This window comes from Rhodohalobacter sp. (assembly GCF_041686455.1).
GTDB lineage: Bacteria > Bacteroidota > Rhodothermia > Balneolales > Balneolaceae > Rhodohalobacter.
In genome coordinates, this window is record NZ_JAWLDW010000007.1 from 4,809 (window position 1) to 24,050 (window position 19,242).

Here is a 19,242-nt window from a genome sequence, read left to right on the forward strand (position 1 = left end):
GAGTACGATTACTGATTCATATAGATTAAAGTCTTTATAAAAGAGGAAAATAGAGAGATTTTTTACAGTTTCTTGAGAAATCAGAGAGACACCCCTCTAAATTTCGTTTCACGTGTCGCTAACGCTCGGAGCCCCTTCTTAGGGGAGACTTTCATTCAAATTGAGGTTTTAATATATGAAATAATGAATCAACACTCCCGTCGTTTGGGGCCGGTTCAAGATTTAACAAATGATTCATCAATTCATAAAGGTGAATATTTTGAAAGCCCTGAGTTCGCTCTCCCCGCCTGAACGATGGGCCATTTGCCAGGAAAAAGCTACGCATTTCCGGATGTTCATTGTCGTAGCCGTGAGCGCCTCCTGAAATGCCGTTTGTGGCCAGCCTTTCTGACGTCGTTATACTATAACCTAAATCAGCAATTAAAATAATTTCCGGTACCCGGGGATGATTTTTAAAGTGATACCTTTTAGGTAAATCCTCTTTTTTGTACACTCTAAAATTCTCTTCATTTGATTTAAACTGATTGTAAATCACTTCTTTGTCAGTTTCATTTTTCGGATTGATCATCGCAACCGGATTCCAGTCTATCACATCCACTCTTTCTAAGTCGATGATCTGGTCAAGCAAGATGACACGATCGTCAGATACTTCAGCCATGCCATGGTCAGATATCACCAGAATATTTAGTCTATCTTTTTGTCCGATTCGTTCAAGCTCATCAATCAAATATCCAAGCTGTTCATCAACCTCCAGGACTGCGGCGGCAGTTGAATCAGAGTTCGGTCCATACCAATGTCCATATGTGTCCACTTTGCTAAAATAGAGCGTCATAAAATCGGGTGACAGTTCCTGATCCAAGGTCATCCAATGGATAACAGAATCCACCCGTGTGCTGTAGGGAAGATCGTCGTCGTATGGATACGAGTAGGTCGGATAGCTACCACCTATGGGGGCTTCAGATCCGGGCCAAAACATAGGCGCGGTTTTAAGTCCCTGATTTTCAGCCGTTACCCAGATCGGTTCCCCCTCATACCAGCGGGCATCCTGAACCGCTTCCCTATTTCCCAGACTGTATGAAGCATTTATATTTTCATCAACCATATTGTTGGCAATCAGACCGCTGTTTTCAGTATAAAGCCCCGTTGCGATGGAGTAGTGATTTGGAAAAGTCTTGGTTGGGAATACCGGAACCATGTAGTCTGCCAGAACTCCGGTTTCAGTCAGCCGATCGATATTTGGAGTTTCATAGGTATCGATATAATCCGGGTGAAATCCATCAATGGAGACCAACAGCAGTTTTGGGACTTCAGACTCACGGGTTTGCTCACTGCCGCAAGAATATAAAATTGGCAGACATGCCATTAAAGCAATTAGCAGTAATCTAAGTTTAAATCTGTTCCGCATAATATTAATTTAGAATAGGGTACATATAAAAAAAGAGGAGACCGCGAACGGCCTCCTCTTTAAATTTTTGTCTACAGTCAGTATTAGAAGTTGTATCTAACCGTAAACTGCATTTGCCATCTTGAACCGAAGTCGCTGACATTGAACTTGTTTTCGTCTTCTTGTTCAGCAGGATCAAAGAATACAACCGGCTTATCCAAATCTGCATTTGTAAGACCTAAGCCAGGATTGTCATCGATGAAGTCTTGGTCTACATACTGCCAGAAATCAACAGCTGGGTGGTTGTTAAAGCTAACGCCTTGACGTACACCCCACTCAGGATTCAGGAAGTTAAGTACGTTCAGCATTGTTGCGCTAAACTCAACAGACTGACCGCTGAAGGTCTGAACCTGCTGACTTAATTTGAAATCGAGGAAGTTTGTCCACTCTTCACGATCAGTATTACGTTCTACATGACCACCTCTGTAATCACTAAGCGCGTCATTGCTGGAAATAAATTCATCAAACTCATTCCAGTTATTGCTCATCAGTACTACTTCACCTTGAGATTCAGGAACGTAGATTAAGTCATTTTGAAATTGACCGTCACCATTTGCATCGCCGTTATAAATATAACTGTATGGAGAACCTGAGCGTCCATCATAAATCAGAGAGAAGGTCGTAGCAAATCTATCGGCCCAGTCAAATCTGTATGATGCAATACCGAGAATTCTGTGGCGTCGCTCAAAATCGGCTGTTCCTACGCCGGCGTTATTCACATCCACGTTCTCGTTAAACTGCCAGTTTGAAATCGCGCGACTAGATGACCCGTTATTTACGTTCGTTGCACGGTTATAGGTATAAGACAACCGTGTAAACAACCCGCTCTGGAAACGTTTTTCCAACTCACCGGTAATGCTGTATTGGTAGCCTTTGTCAGTATTCTCAAGCAGAATTGCATTGGTGAAGTTAGGATCCATTCTGGATGGATTACCAGATGCATTTCCAAACCGAGAATTAAAGAAAATGTCACCGTAGATTGGACGACCGTAAGCCGATGTTCCTTCCTGTACCAGGTTGATGTTTGTGAAGACTACATCATTTATTGCTTTGGAGTAAACCCCTTCAAGTGTACCACGGATGCCAAATGGCAGTTCTTGGTCAACAGCGAGATTCACTTTCAATGACTGAGGATATTTAAAGTCATCAGTAATCAGGTTAATCTCAGATGTTTCAATCGGGTCCAGAACATTGCTGGTAGCAGGTGTTGGCTGGTTATCGGGATCCGGAGAGAATAGTCCATCAAATCTTCCAAAGTTCGTTCCGGTATCAACACGGCCGTAATCCACACCTGTGTTGCTGTATTGGTTGGAGATCCATACAAACGGAGGTGTACCGGAAAAGATACCCGCTCCACCACGAATTTGTGTGGTTCTCTGTCCCTGACTGGCGTCCCAGTTAAATCCAACTCGGGGTGCCCAAAGAATATTTCCGGAAGCAACCCTATCGGTTGAGAAACCCGGAAATGCTGTTGGAACAAGAGGGTTAAACGTAGGCTCATCAGGCAGTACAGGAATATCAATTCTTAAACCGTAAGTGAACGTAAGGGAGTTGTTTACAGTCCACTTGTCCTGAGCATACAATCCAAACTGCATACCTGTAAAGTTTGCAGTCGGGCTTCCTCCTTCCAGCAAGTAACTATGTTGGTAGCTTACAGGGTCACCTGCTTCAAGGTCATCGATATCAAAAAATGTATATGTACCGAAAGCATCCTGAACAAACAGGTTATCAAACGTGAAGATCTGGTTACTTGTACCTAATGTCAGTTCATGATCACCGGAGATGTAGGTGAAGTTGTTGGTAATCTCAATCAGATCCTGGTCCAAACCATTTGCCTGTGAAAAACGCTCAACTCCCGCATTGATGGCACCGAATCCGCTTCGGTCATCATCGTAAGGAATACTTACTGTTACACTTGGGAATCGCTGAGAAGGTACATCTCTTGAATCACGAATACGTGTGTATACTACACGAGCTTCGTTAAACGCGTTATCACTGATTCTGCTGGTCAGCTCTGCAACAACCGAGTTCTGCTGGCTGTTGAAATTATACTGACGGTTTGAGAATGTGAATGAGCTGGTTCCACGGCTAATTCCGCGATTTGCTACCGCATCTACATAGTTGTAACGGAAACTCAGCTTGTGGTCCTGATTGATGTTCCAGTCCAGTTTTGCAAGAATCTTATCGTTGTCTTCATCTGTATCCAGTGGTGATGTGTATCCTCCCGGATCATAGTTGTATTCATTCTGAAGTATGCTTGAAATCTGATCAAAAGTAGAAGCTTCAAAGTTTACCTGGTTCGTAGCTCCGCTTCCAAGAATACCGCTTGTAATTGGACTGGTTTCTCGTTTGAACTCAGCATTCACAAAGAAGAAGAGTTTATCTTCAATGATCGGACCGCCAACATTTAAGCCAATGTAGCGCTCAGTAAAGTCAGGAAAATCATTGGATTCATCACCGTCAATCTCATAGTTACCAACCAAACTTTGATTTCTGGTCTGGAAGTAAACAGATCCGGTGTACGTGTTTGTACCACTCTTAGTAATCGCGTTTACCTGACCACCGGTAAATCCGTTATTGGTCACGTCAAAAGGGGCGATATCTACGTTAAATTCCGCGATAGCGTCGATACTCAACGGAGATCCAACACCTGCCTGAGAACCCGGAGTAGCATCGCCAAGACCAAACACGTCATTGAGGGTTGCACCGTCAACAAGAATATTGTTATATCTGTCGTTCGCTCCACCAAAACTGTTTCCACTGGTAACTTGTGGTGTCAGTCGGGTAAAGTCTCCGAGAGATCGAAATACACTTGGAGTAACAGCAATATCTTCGCTGCTGATGTTGGTTCTAGCGCCTGTTCGATCAGCGTTAAACACCTGATCTGCAACTGCTGTTACAGAAATTTCACCCAACTCTAATGAACCTTCTTCCAGTTCAAAATCTAAGTTTACACGTTCACCCAGCTCAATTCTGTTGATCTCTTTGATTTGAGAATTAAACCCGATGAATGTAACACGAACCTCGTAAGGGCCGCCAACACGCACATTTCTGAGAGTGTATCGTCCGTCAGCACGTGTAGAAGTGCCATATTCTGTTCCGGTTGGCATATGCACAGCAACCACGTTGGCTCCCGGCAACGGCTCACCCGTCACATCTGTAATTGTTCCTTCAATCGACCCGGATGTGGTACCCTGTGCGAACACAGAAATTGGCAGCACAATCAGAGCGACGAGTAATAGTAAATATCGTTTCATAAGTAGCGATATGTTTGTGTTAGTTATTTTTATTTATTGTAGTTAACCGGAATATAACAGCTCAATGTTAACCGACTATTAAATTCAAAAAAAGGTAAAGATTTTTCATCGGGAATAGAACCGTTTTTACAATATTATAACATAATAAGAAGCCCCTTGATACCGGTATTTTTAAAAGCTTTTGCTAACCTCAACTACCGCATTATTTAAGGCAAAATGAATCTTTTGTAGAAATTTACCAGTGTATTTTGTTTGAACCCGGTATAGTATCCTAACCAAATCAAAGAAAACATAAATTGTAGCTTAACCGGCCCGATTTCTTTGTACTTTCTTGCAGAAGTAATCACGTTCTGTTCAGACAAATAAAATTTACCATGTATATGAAGTCTCCGGTAAATCTCCTGATCTTCCATTACAATCAGATTTTCGTTAAATCCTCCTGCTTTTTCAAAAACCTTTTTTGTTACAAATAAGCTTTGGTCACCGAATCTCAGCCCTGTAAACCCAAAGCGTGTAAACCAGCTGTAAACATTTAACAGCGGATGATCCCAATCGAACTGTAATCTAAAACATCCAAAATCATATCCGCCGGTCACAGCCGTTACAATCTCACGATCATAATATTCCGGCGGAACGGTATCGGCATGTAAAAAATAGAGTAGCTCTCCACTTGCTTTTTCTGCACCGGCATTCATCTGTTTTGCCCGACCTCTTTTAGAATGAACAATCGCAGCGCCGGCAGACTCCGCTACTTCAACGGTGCGATCATCACTTCCCCCGTCTACAACAATAATCTCCTCTATATGCCCGGACTGAAGATCCCAAAGTTTTTGAATTACATCCCCGATCTGACCTTCCTCGTTCAAAACGGGAATGATCAGACTAATTGAATCAGCACTCATATGAGTAAGTTACTTGCATTCAGGTCACTTTCCGTATCGATGTCATTGAGTTTTTTTAGTATATGATATGTTGCACCAATATCCTCCAGCGCTGTAATTGTGGATGAAAATACCGAAGAGGTGCTCCACTCTACATCATCAAATATTTGAGGAATAAAACGGCTTAGTCCTATCAAATAGTAACCTCCGTCATCCGACGGGCCTATAACAGAATCAGCTTCAGAAAGCTCTTTAAAGGCTTTATCGATCAAACTTTGGGATATCTCCGGGCAATCACTGCCGATCAATACAATTCGATTAAACCCGTCATCAAAACCGTACCTGAAAGCATGTTTCATCTTCTCTCCCAGGTCACCCTTTCTTTGAACCGACTTTTCAAAAATGTTTTTGTCGAAATTATCACGTTCTTCAACAAATTTTGAGTAACTGACCAGCTTCTCAGCATTTACATTTGCAGTTTCCCGGGCCGTGATTTTTAACAGTTTCTGGTAAACATCCAGTGCTTTTTCATCACCAAGTGAAGAGGCAAGTCTTGTCTTTACCTCACCTTCAATCGGGTTTTTTACAAAAATGATTAATCTGTTTCTCGTCATGAGTATGCAAATGTTGCTATGTTACATTGATCAATGTACCCAAATTAACAATTTCGGATAATCATTCACGTAATACCCTATCATTAGTTTAGGAACTTTTAATTACATCATTTGTTTAAGACTACACATAAGAGAACTAACTTACTCCGACACAATTAAATACTTACACAGATGAAAACGTTAAAATTAGCGACACTCACCCTGGCATTTGCTCTTCTATTCGGGGCAATTTCCACTTTAGATGCACAATCTAGATATAGCAATACCGAATTAGGTGTAATTTTAGGTGAACCAACAGGAATAAGTTTTAAAGCGTGGCAATCAGATCGAACCGCTTTCGATGCTGGTGTTGCCTGGTCTTTTGGTGACAATGGTTCTGTTCACCTTCACGCAGATTATCTCCGCCACAATTGGCTGGATGTAGAAAGCGGCAGCCTTGCATTTTATTATGGACTGGGTGGACGAGTAAAATTTGCTGATGATTCAAAAGTTGGTGCGCGTATCCCTGTAGGACTTCAATACTTGTTCCCGGATAACAGACTTTCCATGTTTTTTGAAGTTGCTCCAACATTCGATCTTATCCCGGAAACCAGCTTTGGAGTAAATGGAGGTATTGGTGTAAGAATCTTTATTTAAGTTCCGGAAATCAAACTCAAACAAAAAGGAGAGGTTTTTAGACTCTCCTTTTTTGTTTGAAAATACGAAATCAGGAAACTTTGGCTTTATTTTTTTTAATAACTGACTCCGGCTTTTTCACCGGTATTCTGATCTCAGCACCTTCGCGGGTGAGACTTATATTGTCAAAAGGAGCCCCAACATACTGCTGAAGGCGACGATCCCTACGCCCTAATTCTGCATCATTTGTATCGGGATCGTGGTGCGTGAGATATAGATTCTTTACACCTGTGGGTTTCACAACTTCAATGACACGCTCCCATGCAGAATGCCCCCAGCCTTCTCTCTCTTTATATTGCTGAAGAGTGTATTGTGCATCATGTATAAGTACATCTGCGTCCTTCACGAACTCCTGAAATTTTTCAACAAATCGAATCGGTGTCGTCTCAAGAGGCAGCTCATTATCAGAAGCATAAACAATGACACGCCCGCCAATTCTTATTTTGTAGATTGCTGTTTTTGTTGAATGATTGGCTACAAAATATTCTATCGAGTAGTGACCGTAATCAACGCGCTCCTCCTTTTGAGTAACGTACTCAATGGTGGCATCCAGCATATCTAACGTTACCGGAAAAAACGTCTTGGTTAAGTGGCCTGACAATATCTCCTGGGCACCACCACGATACTGCTCCGGCAGATGAATCGTAAATTTATTCTTACTTGAGTAGAAAGGTTTAAAAAATGGAAATCCCTGAATGTGATCCCAATGCGGATGTGTAATAAATATATGCCCTTTGCAGCTAATCTCATCCAGCCGTTCTAAATGATTCCCGAGATTTCGTATACCGGTACCGCTGTCAAAAATAAGCAGTTCATCCATTCCTGGGGTGGCAATCTCCAGGCAGCTGGTATTTCCGCCATACTCAATATTCTCAAAATTTGCACAAGGTGTAGATCCGCGAACACCCCAAAAACGAATCCGAACAGACGGCATCAGAAGTTCGCTCACCGCATCAAGAAGAGTATCTTCATCTTTTACAATTTCACAACTGTTGAACTGTACAAGGCTTCTAATTCCCTTATCGTCTCGGGTGCCTAAATAAATCACAGGCACGAATTTTAGTCCGGGGTGCAGTTTTACAGTCTGTTCAAATTGGCCGTGATATTCATCCAAAAAGGATTTGTCGATAATCAGTACATCAGGCTGGCGTGCACCCAAATCCTTATCCGCTTCCGAATCAGTAGCTGAGGAGAAAAGTTCTATCTCGAGCTGATCCAGCCACTCCCGCAGGTTTCCTTCGGCTGTTTTTGCTGCAAGAATTTGAGCGATATTTGTATGTAGATTTTTCAGAGTATAATGGGAATATCCAATCTTAATTTTACATCAGAGTACGATTTTAAATGTATTGGATATTTTTGAGAGCTGCTATGAGTCTTTTTTAATCTGGTCTACCTCCTTCTCCAGATCTGCAAGTTTATCTTCTTTGCTCTCAAGCTTATTTTCGGCTTTACTGATCTTTTCCTTCACATCATCCAGTAAACTGCTTGAACCGCCTGAAGGCTTAAAATAACTTAACGACTCTTTCATTTGAAGAACTTCGCCGGTAAGCCTTCCAACCTCTTTTCTGAGCTTGTTAATTTCACTTTGTTTCTTGCGGATATCAGCAATGTCATCGGCTGAAAAGTTTTCTACGTTCTCACGGCCAACTACATCAACTGCTGCTTTAGCAGCTCTGAAACGATCATAAATAACATCACAGGTTTCGCGATACTCTTTCCATAAGCGGTTTTTGTGCTTTATTGGCACATACCCGGCTTTTTTAAACTCTTCCTGCAGAGGTTTTGCTTTTTCAACAGCTTCAATCGGATCGTCATGAGATTTCAATTCCGCAAGCTGCTCCAACACCTCTTCTTTCTCTTTGAGGTTATCTTTTCTCTCTTCTTTCACCTCTTTGAAATGATCACGGCGCCTGTCATAAAAATGATCCATCGCCCCTTTAAACTTCTTCCAGATCTTACCTGACTTCTTCTTGGGTACCGGCCCAACTTTTTTCCATTTATTCATTAAACCCTGAAGAGCTTTATGAGTAGCTTCCCAATCTTCAGAATCTTTCAGCTCATTGGCTTTCTCAACAATCTTCAGTTTCTCTTCATAGTTCTCCTCTTCCTGCTCTCTTAAAACGTCGAGGTTTTCAGATTTTTTATCATTGAAAGCATCCGTAGCCGCCTTGAACCGATCCCACATTTCATTCTCATCCTTTTGCGGAAGGTTGCCAACTTTCTTCCATCGGCGGTGCAGTTTATTTACCCGGCGAGCTGCGTCGGCCAGGTCGTCCGCATCCAGAAGGGCTTCAGCTTCATCAATCAGCTTTTTCTTTTTAGACAGGAATTTTTCAATCTGATCCCTGTATTTTTTGTCGTACTTAAAGCGCATGGAGTGAAAAGTATCCTGCGCAGAGTGGTATCGCGCCCATACCTCACGGTTTTTCTCGGAGGGAACACGGCCAATTTTTCTAAACTGTTTGGTCAACTCGTCAAACTGCTTCTCCTGCTCCGGCCAGTCGGCAGATTCATCCAGCCCGCTTACGAACCCTTCCATTTTCTCGAGAATAACCAGTTTACCGGTTAAGTTGTCCTCCTCTTTTTGCTTCTGCTTTACAAGACGGTCAACCTTATGCTCATCAAAGGTACTGAGCAGAGATTCAAATTTAGATTCCAGCTTTTCGGTCTCATCTTCGGGAACTGATTTCACCTGCTCCCAGCGTCCTTTAATTCTCCCCACTTCTCTTGTATGGCTCCACTTTTTCTCGTCAACAATCTGCTTTAATTGGCTCAGTAATTCTTTTTTCTTCTCCAGGTTTTCGAGACGTCTTCTCTTTTTCTCTTCGTAATGAGCCTGTTTTTTCTCCTCAAAATCCTCGCGCAGTTTATCAATATTGTCCTTCAACGGTTTGATGTCTTCGTTTTCAGAATCCGGGCCTTCGCTCCACGCATTGTCAATGTTATCAAACTCCATGGATACATATGCCCAGTCTGTCATATCCATCAACTCTTCCGCTTTTTTCTCAAGCTCTTTGTAGTAACCAAGCGGCTCGTCTTCATCTTCAGAGTCTTCTGTCTCTTCACTATCATCAACTTCGGAGTCTATAGTCTCTTCGCTCTCTTCTTGTGCTTCTTCATCCTCACTCTCATTATCACTTTCCGCTGAAGGTTTTTCTTCAGCTTCACTTTCCTTTTCTTCCTCTTCCGGTGTAATTGCCGCCTCTTTCAACTCTTGAAAACGTTCTTTAACCGAATTCGCCAGTTTTTCGAAATCACCGACGGCTTCAGCGCCCTTGATTTCATCTATCAGTTCCTCCAATTTCGCATCGGCTTTATCCGGGCTCTCTTTAACGGTCTCTTCTGCGCTCTCCAGAAAATTATTAACCTTCTCTTCAAGCTTCGAAAAAGCCTTTTCAAAAGCTTCAATCTGTTTCTCAACCGATTCCGGATCAACTGTAGCCAGTGTTCGCTCCTCGAATAGATTTGTCTTTTTCAGTATTACTTCTCCTTCGCTATTAACATAGACAAAGTCGTTTTCGAAAAGATGTTGGTCGTCGGCAGGTTGGGTATTCTTAGAATCAGTCAAAACAGATCGGATCTTTAAATTGCAAAATTACGGCCCTAAGCCTTCTTATGTAGCTTCTTAGTTTAAACAAGTTTCATTATGGAAGCAACTTTCAATTGGGTTTTCGGGCCTCACGTCGATTAATACGCATAAACAATAAAAGCCCCGGCCAATACCGGAGCTTCTTAAAACAATTAACTGAAGTTATTAAATCAGTTTTCCTTAAATAAATGCACGTCTCTTTGAGGAAAGGGAAAGCTGATATCATTTGCGTCAAACTGTTCTTTCATTTTCTTAGTAATATCAAAGCGAACGGGCCACACATTTGGTGTATCCACCCATGGGCGCGTTATAATATCAACCGAACTATCACCTAAATTTGATACAGCAACCTGAGGAGGCGGATCGGAAAGAATCCGATCATCTTCACTCAATACTTTCTTAATAATTTCTATTGCCTTATCCATATCATCGCTGTAATCAATTCCAAAAACCATATCAACACGGCGTTTCTCAAACCGGTTCATATTCTTAATCTCTGTTCCCCAGACTTCTGAATTAGGCATGATAACACCTATATTATCGAATGTATGCAATTCCGTAGTAAATAGTCCGATCTCATCCACAACACCGGTTGTTCCTCCTATTTCCACGGCATCACCTACTTTAAACGGACGTAAAATCAGAAGCATCACTCCGGCTGCTATATTACTGAGTGTTCCCTGCAAAGCTAAACCAACGGCTAATGCAGAAGCACCAAGAACGGCTACAATACTAGTGGTTTCTACTCCAAACTGACCAAGCACTGCCAGCAAGGTTACTACTAAAATTAAAATCTTTGTGGTTTGTCCAAGGATCGGAACCAGGGTATTATCTACTCCATCAGCGGCCTTCCCCCTTTTCATTACTTTCCTTTTCGCCCATCCGGCCAGCCACCAACCGATCAACAGAATTACGATCGCCCCTATCACACTTAAACCATGCTCTAAAATCATGGGTGTCAGCTCTTCTAATTGTCCTTCCAGATTCTCCATATTTTATGCTCTATGTTGTTTTATTAACGTTTGCTTTGTTTTAGAAAGAATTTCTATTCTAAGTTATTTGGTCTATCTCTTATGGAGTCAGTATGTTACATAAAAAAAACCGGCCCCGCATCTGCAGAGCCGGCTTTTTTTAAAAAATTAATATTATTCGAGGTGACTTCTCAGCATCCAGGCAGTTTTTGAATGAACATCCAATCGCTCTGTTATCAGGTCGATTGTTGCTTCATCACCGGCTTCCTCGCATGCCGGTAAAACTTCTCTGGCAGTTCTAAGAACCGCTTCATTGTCAACAGCGAGACGTCTTACCATCTCCATTGCGTCGGGCTGATCCGTATCCTCTTCAATGGATGTTATCTCAATAAATTCGCGGAACGACCCCGGTGCTCTGTAGCCTATTGAACGAATTCTTTCTGCTATTTCGTCGATCGCTTCCGCCAACTCAGTATACTGCTCTTCAAACATCTCGTGCAGAGAGTGAAACAGCTGACCTGTCACATTCCAGTGATAGTTGTGAGTTTTCAGGTAGACCATATAGCTGTCGGCTAATACTCTTGACAAACCTTCAGCAATCTTTTTTCTATGATCGTCCGAAATGCCAATATTAATATTCATTTTTTCTGTGCCGTTTAGCGTGTTGATATCAGACATAATTATATATCGATATTTATTCGAGTTTGCTCATTCATTTATAACACAAGTAAAAACCTGATATCATTCCAGCAGCAATCGAACTTAGAACCGATCTAAATCGTCAGAAAAAAGGAAAGAATGTATACGAAGAAACAGTTACATCAAGCATCGATCTGATGCACTTCTTTTAGAATAGCTTTTGCATTTTTATCGCTTCCCTGCATAACTCGGTGCTGCAAGTTTGTGATAATCTCAGATTCGGCTCTATCGTAAGCCATCTCTTTTGCTTCTTTTTCCGTGCCTGTTCTTAGCAGGTCGTAAATATCATCAGCACGAACAATACTGTAAATATTCTCGTCATTAAAAGCGTGAGAACGCAGCTCTTCGTATTTTTGAAAAAGTGCCGGAAATTGATCGTTATTATCTGCCCGATCCACAACTTCAACATCCTCAGGGCCTTCAGCGCTAAGAGGTGTTTTGCAGAGGTAGTAAAATTTTTGCTTATAGATCATCTGATTGTCTGATATCTTTTTATTTTAAACGAATATACAATATTTGTATCACAAATCTGCCTAAGTATAGCCATAGCTGCAGGTCAGAATCAACAATCTATTTTCGGGGATATGAAATCAACGTTTTTCGGCTTCTTACTCATTTTCGCACTTCTCGCCAGCTCTTGTGCAACACAAGAACAACTATCGCCTGAAGAAACTTTTCCGCCCGCCTCCCCCGATCATTCCGGAATGTGGCTGATATCACAGCTTGACAGTGAACTGTATCAGTTACTCAACCGGCGTGGCCTGCAACTTTCAGTTGATGAGATTTACAATCCGGAATCATCTTCCATCCACAAAGCGGTTGTTCGCATCAATATCGGAGAAGAAGGTGGAGGAACCGGCTCTTTCGTTTCTGATGAGGGACTCATCCTTACAAATCATCATGTAGCCTACGACGCAATTGCCACAGCCGTTGGCAGAGAGGAGAATTTCCTCGAAAATGGGTTCTACGCGGACAATATCGAAACCGAAATACCTATTCCGGGACACTCGGTTTATATTCCGCTGGAACAAATTGATGTGACAAATAAAATAGAGCAAAGACTTTCTGACAACCTCAGCTTTCAGGAAATACTTTCGGAACAGGAAGAAATAAAACAGCAAATCATCGAGGAATACGTTGGCGAAAGCCCGGATCTGATCGCCGACATAGTCGATATTTTTGGTGGAAACAGACAGCTTCTCTCTACATACAGAGTAATTCGGGATATTCGATTGGTCTATGCTCCTGAAGAGTCCATTGGTAAATTCGGTGGCGATATAGACAATTGGATGTGGCCAAGACACACCGGAGACTATGCTTTTTTTCGTGCTTATGTTGATGAAAATGGCGGCTCATCTGATTATCAACCGCAAAATGTCCCTTTTCAGCCGGATTACTCACTGCCGATCAGAGATTCTATTCTGAATCCCGGGGATTTCACAATGACGCTCGGCTTCCCCGGCACAACCTACAGAAAGGAAAGCAGTTACGCTTTTGATTTTTATGAAAAACGCCAATTTCCGGTTTTACAGAAAGCTTTTCGTGCCTATTTAAATGGCCTTGAAAAGTCACCTGCAAATGAGCTCAACACTGCGGAAAAAGCCTCTATTGCAAATACACTAAAATATTATGAAGGCATCCGTGATGGCTTCGAAAAACATGATGTTACAAATCAGAAACGTAACTTTGACCAGCGATTTGATGAGTGGGTTTCGGCAGATTCGCTTCGTGAAATAAAATATGGGCGTGTTCTGCCGCAACTCGAACAGAGTTATTCCATAGCAGACCAAACCGGTGATGTTCTATACCTCACGTTTTACGCACTTCAGTACAGTACTGTTTTACAATCCTCTTCCCTGTTTGATGATTTTTATGATATGGAAGATGGAGAAAGCTTAGAGCTCTCTGAAGAAGAGAAGCTGATGACGTACGACTACTTTCGCCAATTGCATCAATCTTACCATCATGAGTCTGAATACACAATCTTAAGAGATTTTCTGTTCGCCTTTGCAGAACTGCCTGATGAGAGGCGTCCCCTTGTTTTCTATCGTTTCTTTGATGAAACCGAAACTTCTCAACTAAAAGTTAAATTGCAACAGTTTCTGGACAGGCAATTCGGCAGCTCCATACTCACCGATACAACATCTGCCAGAAACCTGATCTTTTCAGAATACGAACCCGACCGAGACCAAGTGCCGGACAGTCTTTATCTGATTGCCGATGATGTGAGGGAAATGTTTGAGCAGAGCCGTGATAATTATCTTCGTCACTTCACTTACTTACAACCTGCGCAAAAAAGGTATGTAGAGGGAATTTTGGAGATGGACCCCGGTAAAGTGCATCCTGCCGATGCAAACTTTACGCTTCGGCTAAGTGCCGGCGAAGTTATGGGTTATCAACCGCAAGATGGAGTCTACAACCTGCCATTTACCACCCTGAGTGGAATGTTCCAGAAAAACCAAAATTCGTATCCGTTTTTGGTTCCCGATAAACTTTTAAACTACAGTCCCGATTCAACATTTATTGAAGATTTTAACGGTTACGGTAACTATTCAGGCGAACTGCCTCTTAATTTTCTTTCAACAAACGATATTACCGGCGGAAATTCAGGAAGCCCTGTCTTGAACGCTAACGGTGAGATTATCGGGCTCGCTTTCGACGGAAATATTGAAGGAATTGTCAGTGATTACTTTTTCATACCCGAATTGAGCCGTACCATCAGCCTGGATATCGGATTTATTCTTTTTATGATGGAAGAGATCGACAAGACAGCCAGACTCCTGGATGAGCTTCAAATCCGATCGAACTAAATATCTTTGGGCGACACTATCCACAGAAGCTTGCAGCCACTCTGTTTGACATCCTTCCAGTTCTCAACATCCGCCTCAAAACAGGCCAGGCATGCTGTTGGTACTTGATGAGTAAAACTCTGAAATGACAGTGCGCTCATAATCTCTGCAGACATAGGATTATGCCCTACCGTCATTACTACATTGCTATCCTGTTCCGTTGAACGTATTGCGTTGAGGTACGCCATTGGATCTCCAAAATAGAGCTCTTCGTCCCAGTGAATATCGTCTGAATTCAGACCCAGTTCTTTTGCTACGGCGAGTGTCGTCATTTTTGCACGTTCAGCAGGAGAACTGAATATCTGATCCGGTGTTATACCCAATTCCTTCAGATAGCGACCCATTTTGGGTGCATCTTTTTTCCCTCTTGCGTTAAGCGGACGATCGAAGTCCTTTAATTTTTCATCACTCCAGGATGATTTCGCATGTCTCATGATCAAAATTTTCTTCTTCACTCTTATCTCCTTTTCTTTGGGTTCATCCAGTTAAAATACAATATTTGATTATCCACTATTTCATATCAGGCTCTATCGGGTAGCTTATTCAAAATTCTACCCGGTAAATAGAGCATCAATGCCGCTCCTCTCACCAGCATAAACAACACCATAGCCAACCATAGACCGTGAATGGATATTAGCTCTGTACCAATATAATAGGCCGGCAAAAAGAAAAGAAATGTCGCTGCCAGCATGGTATTTCTCATCGGAGCTGTTTCCGTTGCACCGATAAAAACCCCATCTAAAATATAACAGAAGCTTGAGACTGTAGGAGCCATTACGGTCCAAAAGAACACCACTTTTGCAAGTTCAATAACTTCTGTGTTGTTGGTAAAAATTCGAAGTATTGCATCACCAAAAATACCGTATGCCATCGAACCGATCACACCGAGCACAAGCCCCCAGCCTAAATTTAAAAAAACAGCTTTTTTCAAACCTTCCTGGTCACCACGTCCTTTATATTTACCGATCAGACTCTCTGCCGCATACGCAAATCCGTCAATCCCATAAGATGCAACCATCCACAACTGAAGCAAAATTGTGTTTGCTGCCAGAACCAGATCACCCTGCTTGGCCGACATCGCCGTAAAAAAAGAAAACGTAAATATCAGACAAAGTGTACGAATGAAAATATCCCGGTTCACCGAAAAATACCGCTTCAGCTCATCAGGATTAAACAGCTCTGCTCTGATAAAATGGGAGAGGTATCGTTTGTAACGTTTCAGATAGAGAAAAACGGCCAGACCGAGAGCCATGTAGGTGGAAATCAGAGTTCCATATGCCACCCCATCAACGTGCATATCCAGTACCTGAATGAAGAAAATATTCAGGACGATATTCAGCAGATTGTGAACAATTGTGACAATCATCGGGTATTTCGCATTCTGCATTCCCAGAAACCATCCGTTCAGACCGTAAAGAGCAAGTACGGCCGGTGCCGTGTAAATACGAATATCGAAGTAGACTTTCGTGAAGTTTGCAACTTCGGCACTGCTGTCGATAACCCACAAACTGAATAGCGCTATGGGCGACTGCATTAATATGATGAGCAAACCCATCGACCAGGCAATAAGCTGAACCCGGGCCAAAATCATCATCATACCCTCGCGATTTCTTCCGCCATATTCCTGTGCGGTTAAACCGGTAGTTCCCATGCGCAGAAAACCAAAACCCCAGAAAAGAAAGTTAAAGATCATCCCGCCTACAGCCAGTGCGCCCAGATAGTAAACCTGGTCAAGATGTCCTACAAGTGCAGTATCCACAACTCCCAACAACGGCACCGACAGGTTGCTGATGATATTGGGTATAGCCAGCTTAAGTATGTTTTTGTTCACAAAAAGTTGGTTACATTAGCAGCTTCACAAGCATGCAAAGCTATCGTTTAATTTCAAGGAAAGAAACCCGGATATGGAACTCAGTTACTGGTTGAGCCGGTGGCGAAAAAACAAGATTGGATTTCACATGGCTGACGGCTACCCGTCCCTCGAACAACACTTAGCCAATATCTCATTTCCAAAACAACAGACCGCTCTTGTTCCGCTATGTGGCAAGAGTCGTGATCTGATTACCCTTACCCATCATTTTAACAAAGTTGTAGGGATAGAGATCTCTGAAAAAGCGATCAAGGAGTTTCTACATGAACAAAATCTCAACGCAACTGAAAGCTCATTTGCAGACTTTAAAATCTTTAAAACCGACTCAATTACCCTTTGGTGCGGTGATTTTATGAAACTGCCGGCGCACAAGCTTCCGGCAATCGACTTGATTTACGATAAGGCAGCACTTGTTGCACTTCCCCCTGAAAAACGGCCGGAATATGCAGAAAAATTACTTTCCCTCTGTTCTGATTCCACTTTTATTATGCTGCACCACTTCACCTATAATCAGGATGAGATGCCGGGACCGCCATTTAGTGTTTCTGATCAGGAGTTAAATGCATATTTTAGAGATAAGTTTAAAGCTGAAATTCTCGAAAAAAACGAACTTGACCTAAATCGGTTCATAAAATTTAAATATCGGGGATTAAAAAGCGGACTTATGGAAAGATTTATTCTTTTTACATCTAAAATTTGAAGAAAACGTTCAATATTTGTTAAGATTAGCTTTTAATAGAATAAGAAGGTTGCATATCAAATTACCTGCAATTATTTTCTGATTCGCAATTTATCCCATATCGTAAACCAACACATTTTCTCACATGGATTTATATACGCGCAATAATATTTTAACAGTTATTCTTGGCATACTCATCATTCTCCTGTCTTACTTCCTATACAGGTCCATTGTTGATCCATACCAAGAGGTTATCGAAGAACGAGAAATGGTAGAACGTGAACGCCACCGCATGGAGTTGGTTCGCGATGCTTTGGTACAGTATAGAAACAGAAGAGGAAATTTCCCTCCTACCGACGGTGGCCTCGACAGTCTTGTACAATTTGTTAAAACGGACGAATTTGTCGTCGAACGGGCCGATTCGCTCTTTGCATTCATGCCGCCAAGCAGTTATGACGCAGATTCTCTTGTATTATCACCAAGAGCTCCGCACAACGAATTTGAATATACATTAAACGATACCATCCGTCCGAGACTTTATCTGCTTGAAAACCCGGGTACCGGCGATAAAATTGGTGATCTTCAGCGAACAACTTTGCTAAACGCACCAAACTGGAATTAATATGACAGTTGGTGGTTCTTGTCTCGGGGTTTCATATACCGACAATCATTTATTTTATTCGGTTAATGACCCTGCCAAAGAGAACTATCTAAAGCATATAGGCAGCATTGATTTCAACTTCGATGTAAAAAATGCCATTATAACGGGGGATGAAAAGGCATTCCCCGCTCTCAAAACCTCTCTCGAAAACCTAAAAGAGAAATACGGCTGCACTTCCGTTAAAATACTTTCTCCCTCCACTGAAGAGTGCTGGACAATTGTCCCCCGCTCTGTTTATGAAGACTCTGCAGAAAGAGAGGCCCATATCTCACTGCTGATGCACGGAATTAGTCGAAGTAATATTGAAACTACTTGGATTCCCGTAAGCAACGCTGACTATAAGCTGCTTTTGCTTAGAAATCGCGAAACCATGCAGGGATTCAACTATCTTTTGGGGAAATTCACCGATTCGGAATATGTTGCCGAATTCGAAATTGGTGCCGACTGGCAGACACACAGCGGAGTTAACGGCTCATTTCTACAAGTATACTGCCAAAAAAATTATCTCTCTGTTGCATCCTTTATTTTGGGAAAGCTTCGCGGTTGCACCTATATCGGTTATGAAGATACCGCCGACCTGCCATACATGTGGAGCCTTTACGCTGATAAACTCAGCTGGATGAACGGCTTTCACGATACGATCTACGCTTACGGCCAGAATAGTCATTCTGTCATTCAAGCCTTGAGATCTTTTTGGGACGATACCGGAGCCATCGAAATTATGAACAATTTGCAGGTTATGAGTGTTGACGCAGAAGAGAAGACGTATGGATTTAAGCTAGAGAGCGCATATCCTGCAATAATGATGAGTCTAAACAAAGACGCAGAAATTGAAGAACCGTCCTCATGAGAGTTATCACAGGCAAACTTAAAGGAAGAAAAATACCGGTTCCCAACACTGACCTTTTACGACCTACATCCGACCGCACAAAAGAGGGGATTTTCTCCGTAATTGCCGCCAGAACATATTTAGACAATACACGGGTATTAGATCTGTTTGCCGGCAGCGGCAATCTCGGATTTGAAGCTATTTCCCGCGGTGCAGAAAATGTA

At 42.2% G+C, this 19,242-nt stretch carries 17 protein-coding genes; 6 read left to right on the forward strand and 11 right to left on the reverse strand.

All coding sequences use genetic code 11. The features are described from left to right. Positions 1 to 151: 151 nt before the first annotated feature. The 4 genes from ACESM0_RS01790 to ACESM0_RS01805 form a co-directional block, all read right to left on the reverse strand. Positions 152 to 1,405 carry an ectonucleotide pyrophosphatase/phosphodiesterase gene (locus tag ACESM0_RS01790; protein ID WP_372903051.1) on the reverse strand — a complete coding sequence of 418 codons (1,254 nt, stop codon included), beginning with the start codon at positions 1,403 to 1,405 and terminating at the stop codon, positions 152 to 154. Between the two features lie 83 nt (positions 1,406 to 1,488). Continuing rightward, complete coding sequence (locus ACESM0_RS01795) at positions 1,489 to 4,701, reverse strand: carboxypeptidase regulatory-like domain-containing protein (RefSeq protein ID WP_372903053.1); 3,213 nt, start codon at positions 4,699 to 4,701, stop codon at positions 1,489 to 1,491. Positions 4,702 to 4,907: 206 nt separating this feature from the next. Then, a complete protein-coding gene (locus tag ACESM0_RS01800) occupies positions 4,908 to 5,603 on the reverse strand; it encodes a TIGR04283 family arsenosugar biosynthesis glycosyltransferase (protein WP_372903055.1) in 696 nt (231 codons plus the stop codon). Further along, on the reverse strand, positions 5,600 to 6,196 hold the full coding sequence (locus tag ACESM0_RS01805; RefSeq protein WP_372903057.1) for a TIGR04282 family arsenosugar biosynthesis glycosyltransferase: 597 nt from the start codon (positions 6,194 to 6,196) through the stop codon (positions 5,600 to 5,602). Before ACESM0_RS01805 ends, ACESM0_RS01800 begins: the two co-directional genes overlap by 4 nt. A gap of 171 nt (positions 6,197 to 6,367) precedes the next feature. On the opposite strand from ACESM0_RS01805, the gene ACESM0_RS01810 reads away from it, so the two are divergent. Then, a complete protein-coding gene (locus ACESM0_RS01810) occupies positions 6,368 to 6,832 on the forward strand; it encodes a hypothetical protein (protein ID WP_372903059.1) in 465 nt (154 codons plus the stop codon). Positions 6,833 to 6,902: 70 nt separating this feature from the next. Here ACESM0_RS01810 and ACESM0_RS01815 read toward each other — a convergent pair whose 3' ends face one another. The 5 genes from ACESM0_RS01815 to ACESM0_RS01835 all read right to left on the reverse strand — a co-directional run bounded on the left by ACESM0_RS01815 (position 6,903) and on the right by ACESM0_RS01835 (position 12,603). Continuing rightward, positions 6,903 to 8,030, reverse strand: a complete 1,128-nt coding sequence (locus ACESM0_RS01815) for an MBL fold metallo-hydrolase (RefSeq protein ID WP_372903060.1) — start codon at positions 8,028 to 8,030, stop codon at positions 6,903 to 6,905. A gap of 207 nt (positions 8,031 to 8,237) precedes the next feature. Continuing rightward, the gene (locus tag ACESM0_RS01820; protein ID WP_372903062.1) at positions 8,238 to 10,439 is read right to left on the reverse strand and encodes a DUF349 domain-containing protein; all 2,202 of its coding nucleotides are present in this window, start codon (positions 10,437 to 10,439) and stop codon (positions 8,238 to 8,240) included. 191 nt (positions 10,440 to 10,630) lie between these two features. Then, the gene (locus ACESM0_RS01825; protein WP_372903064.1) at positions 10,631 to 11,452 is read right to left on the reverse strand and encodes a mechanosensitive ion channel family protein; all 822 of its coding nucleotides are present in this window, start codon (positions 11,450 to 11,452) and stop codon (positions 10,631 to 10,633) included. A 153-nt stretch (positions 11,453 to 11,605) separates the two neighbouring features. Beyond that, positions 11,606 to 12,109: a Dps family protein gene (locus tag ACESM0_RS01830; protein ID WP_372903066.1), complete on the reverse strand. Its 504-nt coding sequence runs from the start codon at positions 12,107 to 12,109 to the stop codon at positions 11,606 to 11,608. A 143-nt stretch (positions 12,110 to 12,252) separates the two neighbouring features. Next, entirely contained in the window at positions 12,253 to 12,603 is a 351-nt protein-coding gene (locus ACESM0_RS01835) for a hypothetical protein (RefSeq protein WP_372903068.1), read from the reverse strand. Between the two features lie 111 nt (positions 12,604 to 12,714). On the opposite strand from ACESM0_RS01835, the gene ACESM0_RS01840 reads away from it, so the two are divergent. Beyond that, positions 12,715 to 14,940: a S46 family peptidase gene (locus tag ACESM0_RS01840; protein WP_372903070.1), complete on the forward strand. Its 2,226-nt coding sequence runs from the start codon at positions 12,715 to 12,717 to the stop codon at positions 14,938 to 14,940. On the opposite strand, the gene ACESM0_RS01845 is transcribed toward ACESM0_RS01840, so the two are convergent. Continuing rightward, on the reverse strand, positions 14,937 to 15,434 hold the full coding sequence (locus ACESM0_RS01845; protein ID WP_372903072.1) for a SixA phosphatase family protein: 498 nt from the start codon (positions 15,432 to 15,434) through the stop codon (positions 14,937 to 14,939). The genes ACESM0_RS01840 and ACESM0_RS01845 overlap by 4 nt on opposite strands. Positions 15,435 to 15,499: 65 nt before the next feature. Continuing rightward, positions 15,500 to 16,810 carry an MATE family efflux transporter gene (locus ACESM0_RS01850; RefSeq protein ID WP_372903074.1) on the reverse strand — a complete coding sequence of 437 codons (1,311 nt, stop codon included), beginning with the start codon at positions 16,808 to 16,810 and terminating at the stop codon, positions 15,500 to 15,502. Between the two features lie 73 nt (positions 16,811 to 16,883). Between ACESM0_RS01850 and ACESM0_RS01855 the strand changes: the two genes are divergently transcribed. From ACESM0_RS01855 to ACESM0_RS01870, 4 genes are all read left to right on the forward strand, one after another. Next, positions 16,884 to 17,549: a thiopurine S-methyltransferase gene (locus ACESM0_RS01855; RefSeq protein ID WP_372903076.1), complete on the forward strand. Its 666-nt coding sequence runs from the start codon at positions 16,884 to 16,886 to the stop codon at positions 17,547 to 17,549. A 124-nt stretch (positions 17,550 to 17,673) separates the two neighbouring features. Then, positions 17,674 to 18,150 (forward strand): hypothetical protein, encoded by a 477-nt coding sequence (locus ACESM0_RS01860; RefSeq protein WP_372903078.1) that lies wholly within the window; start codon positions 17,674 to 17,676, stop codon positions 18,148 to 18,150. Between the two features lies 1 nt (position 18,151). Next, on the forward strand, positions 18,152 to 19,039 hold the full coding sequence (locus ACESM0_RS01865) for a hypothetical protein (RefSeq protein WP_372903080.1): 888 nt from the start codon (positions 18,152 to 18,154) through the stop codon (positions 19,037 to 19,039). Then, positions 19,036 to 19,242 (forward strand): RsmD family RNA methyltransferase (locus ACESM0_RS01870; protein WP_372903082.1); only part of this gene is annotated, 207 nt, incomplete at its 3' end. The genes ACESM0_RS01865 and ACESM0_RS01870, both read left to right, overlap by 4 nt.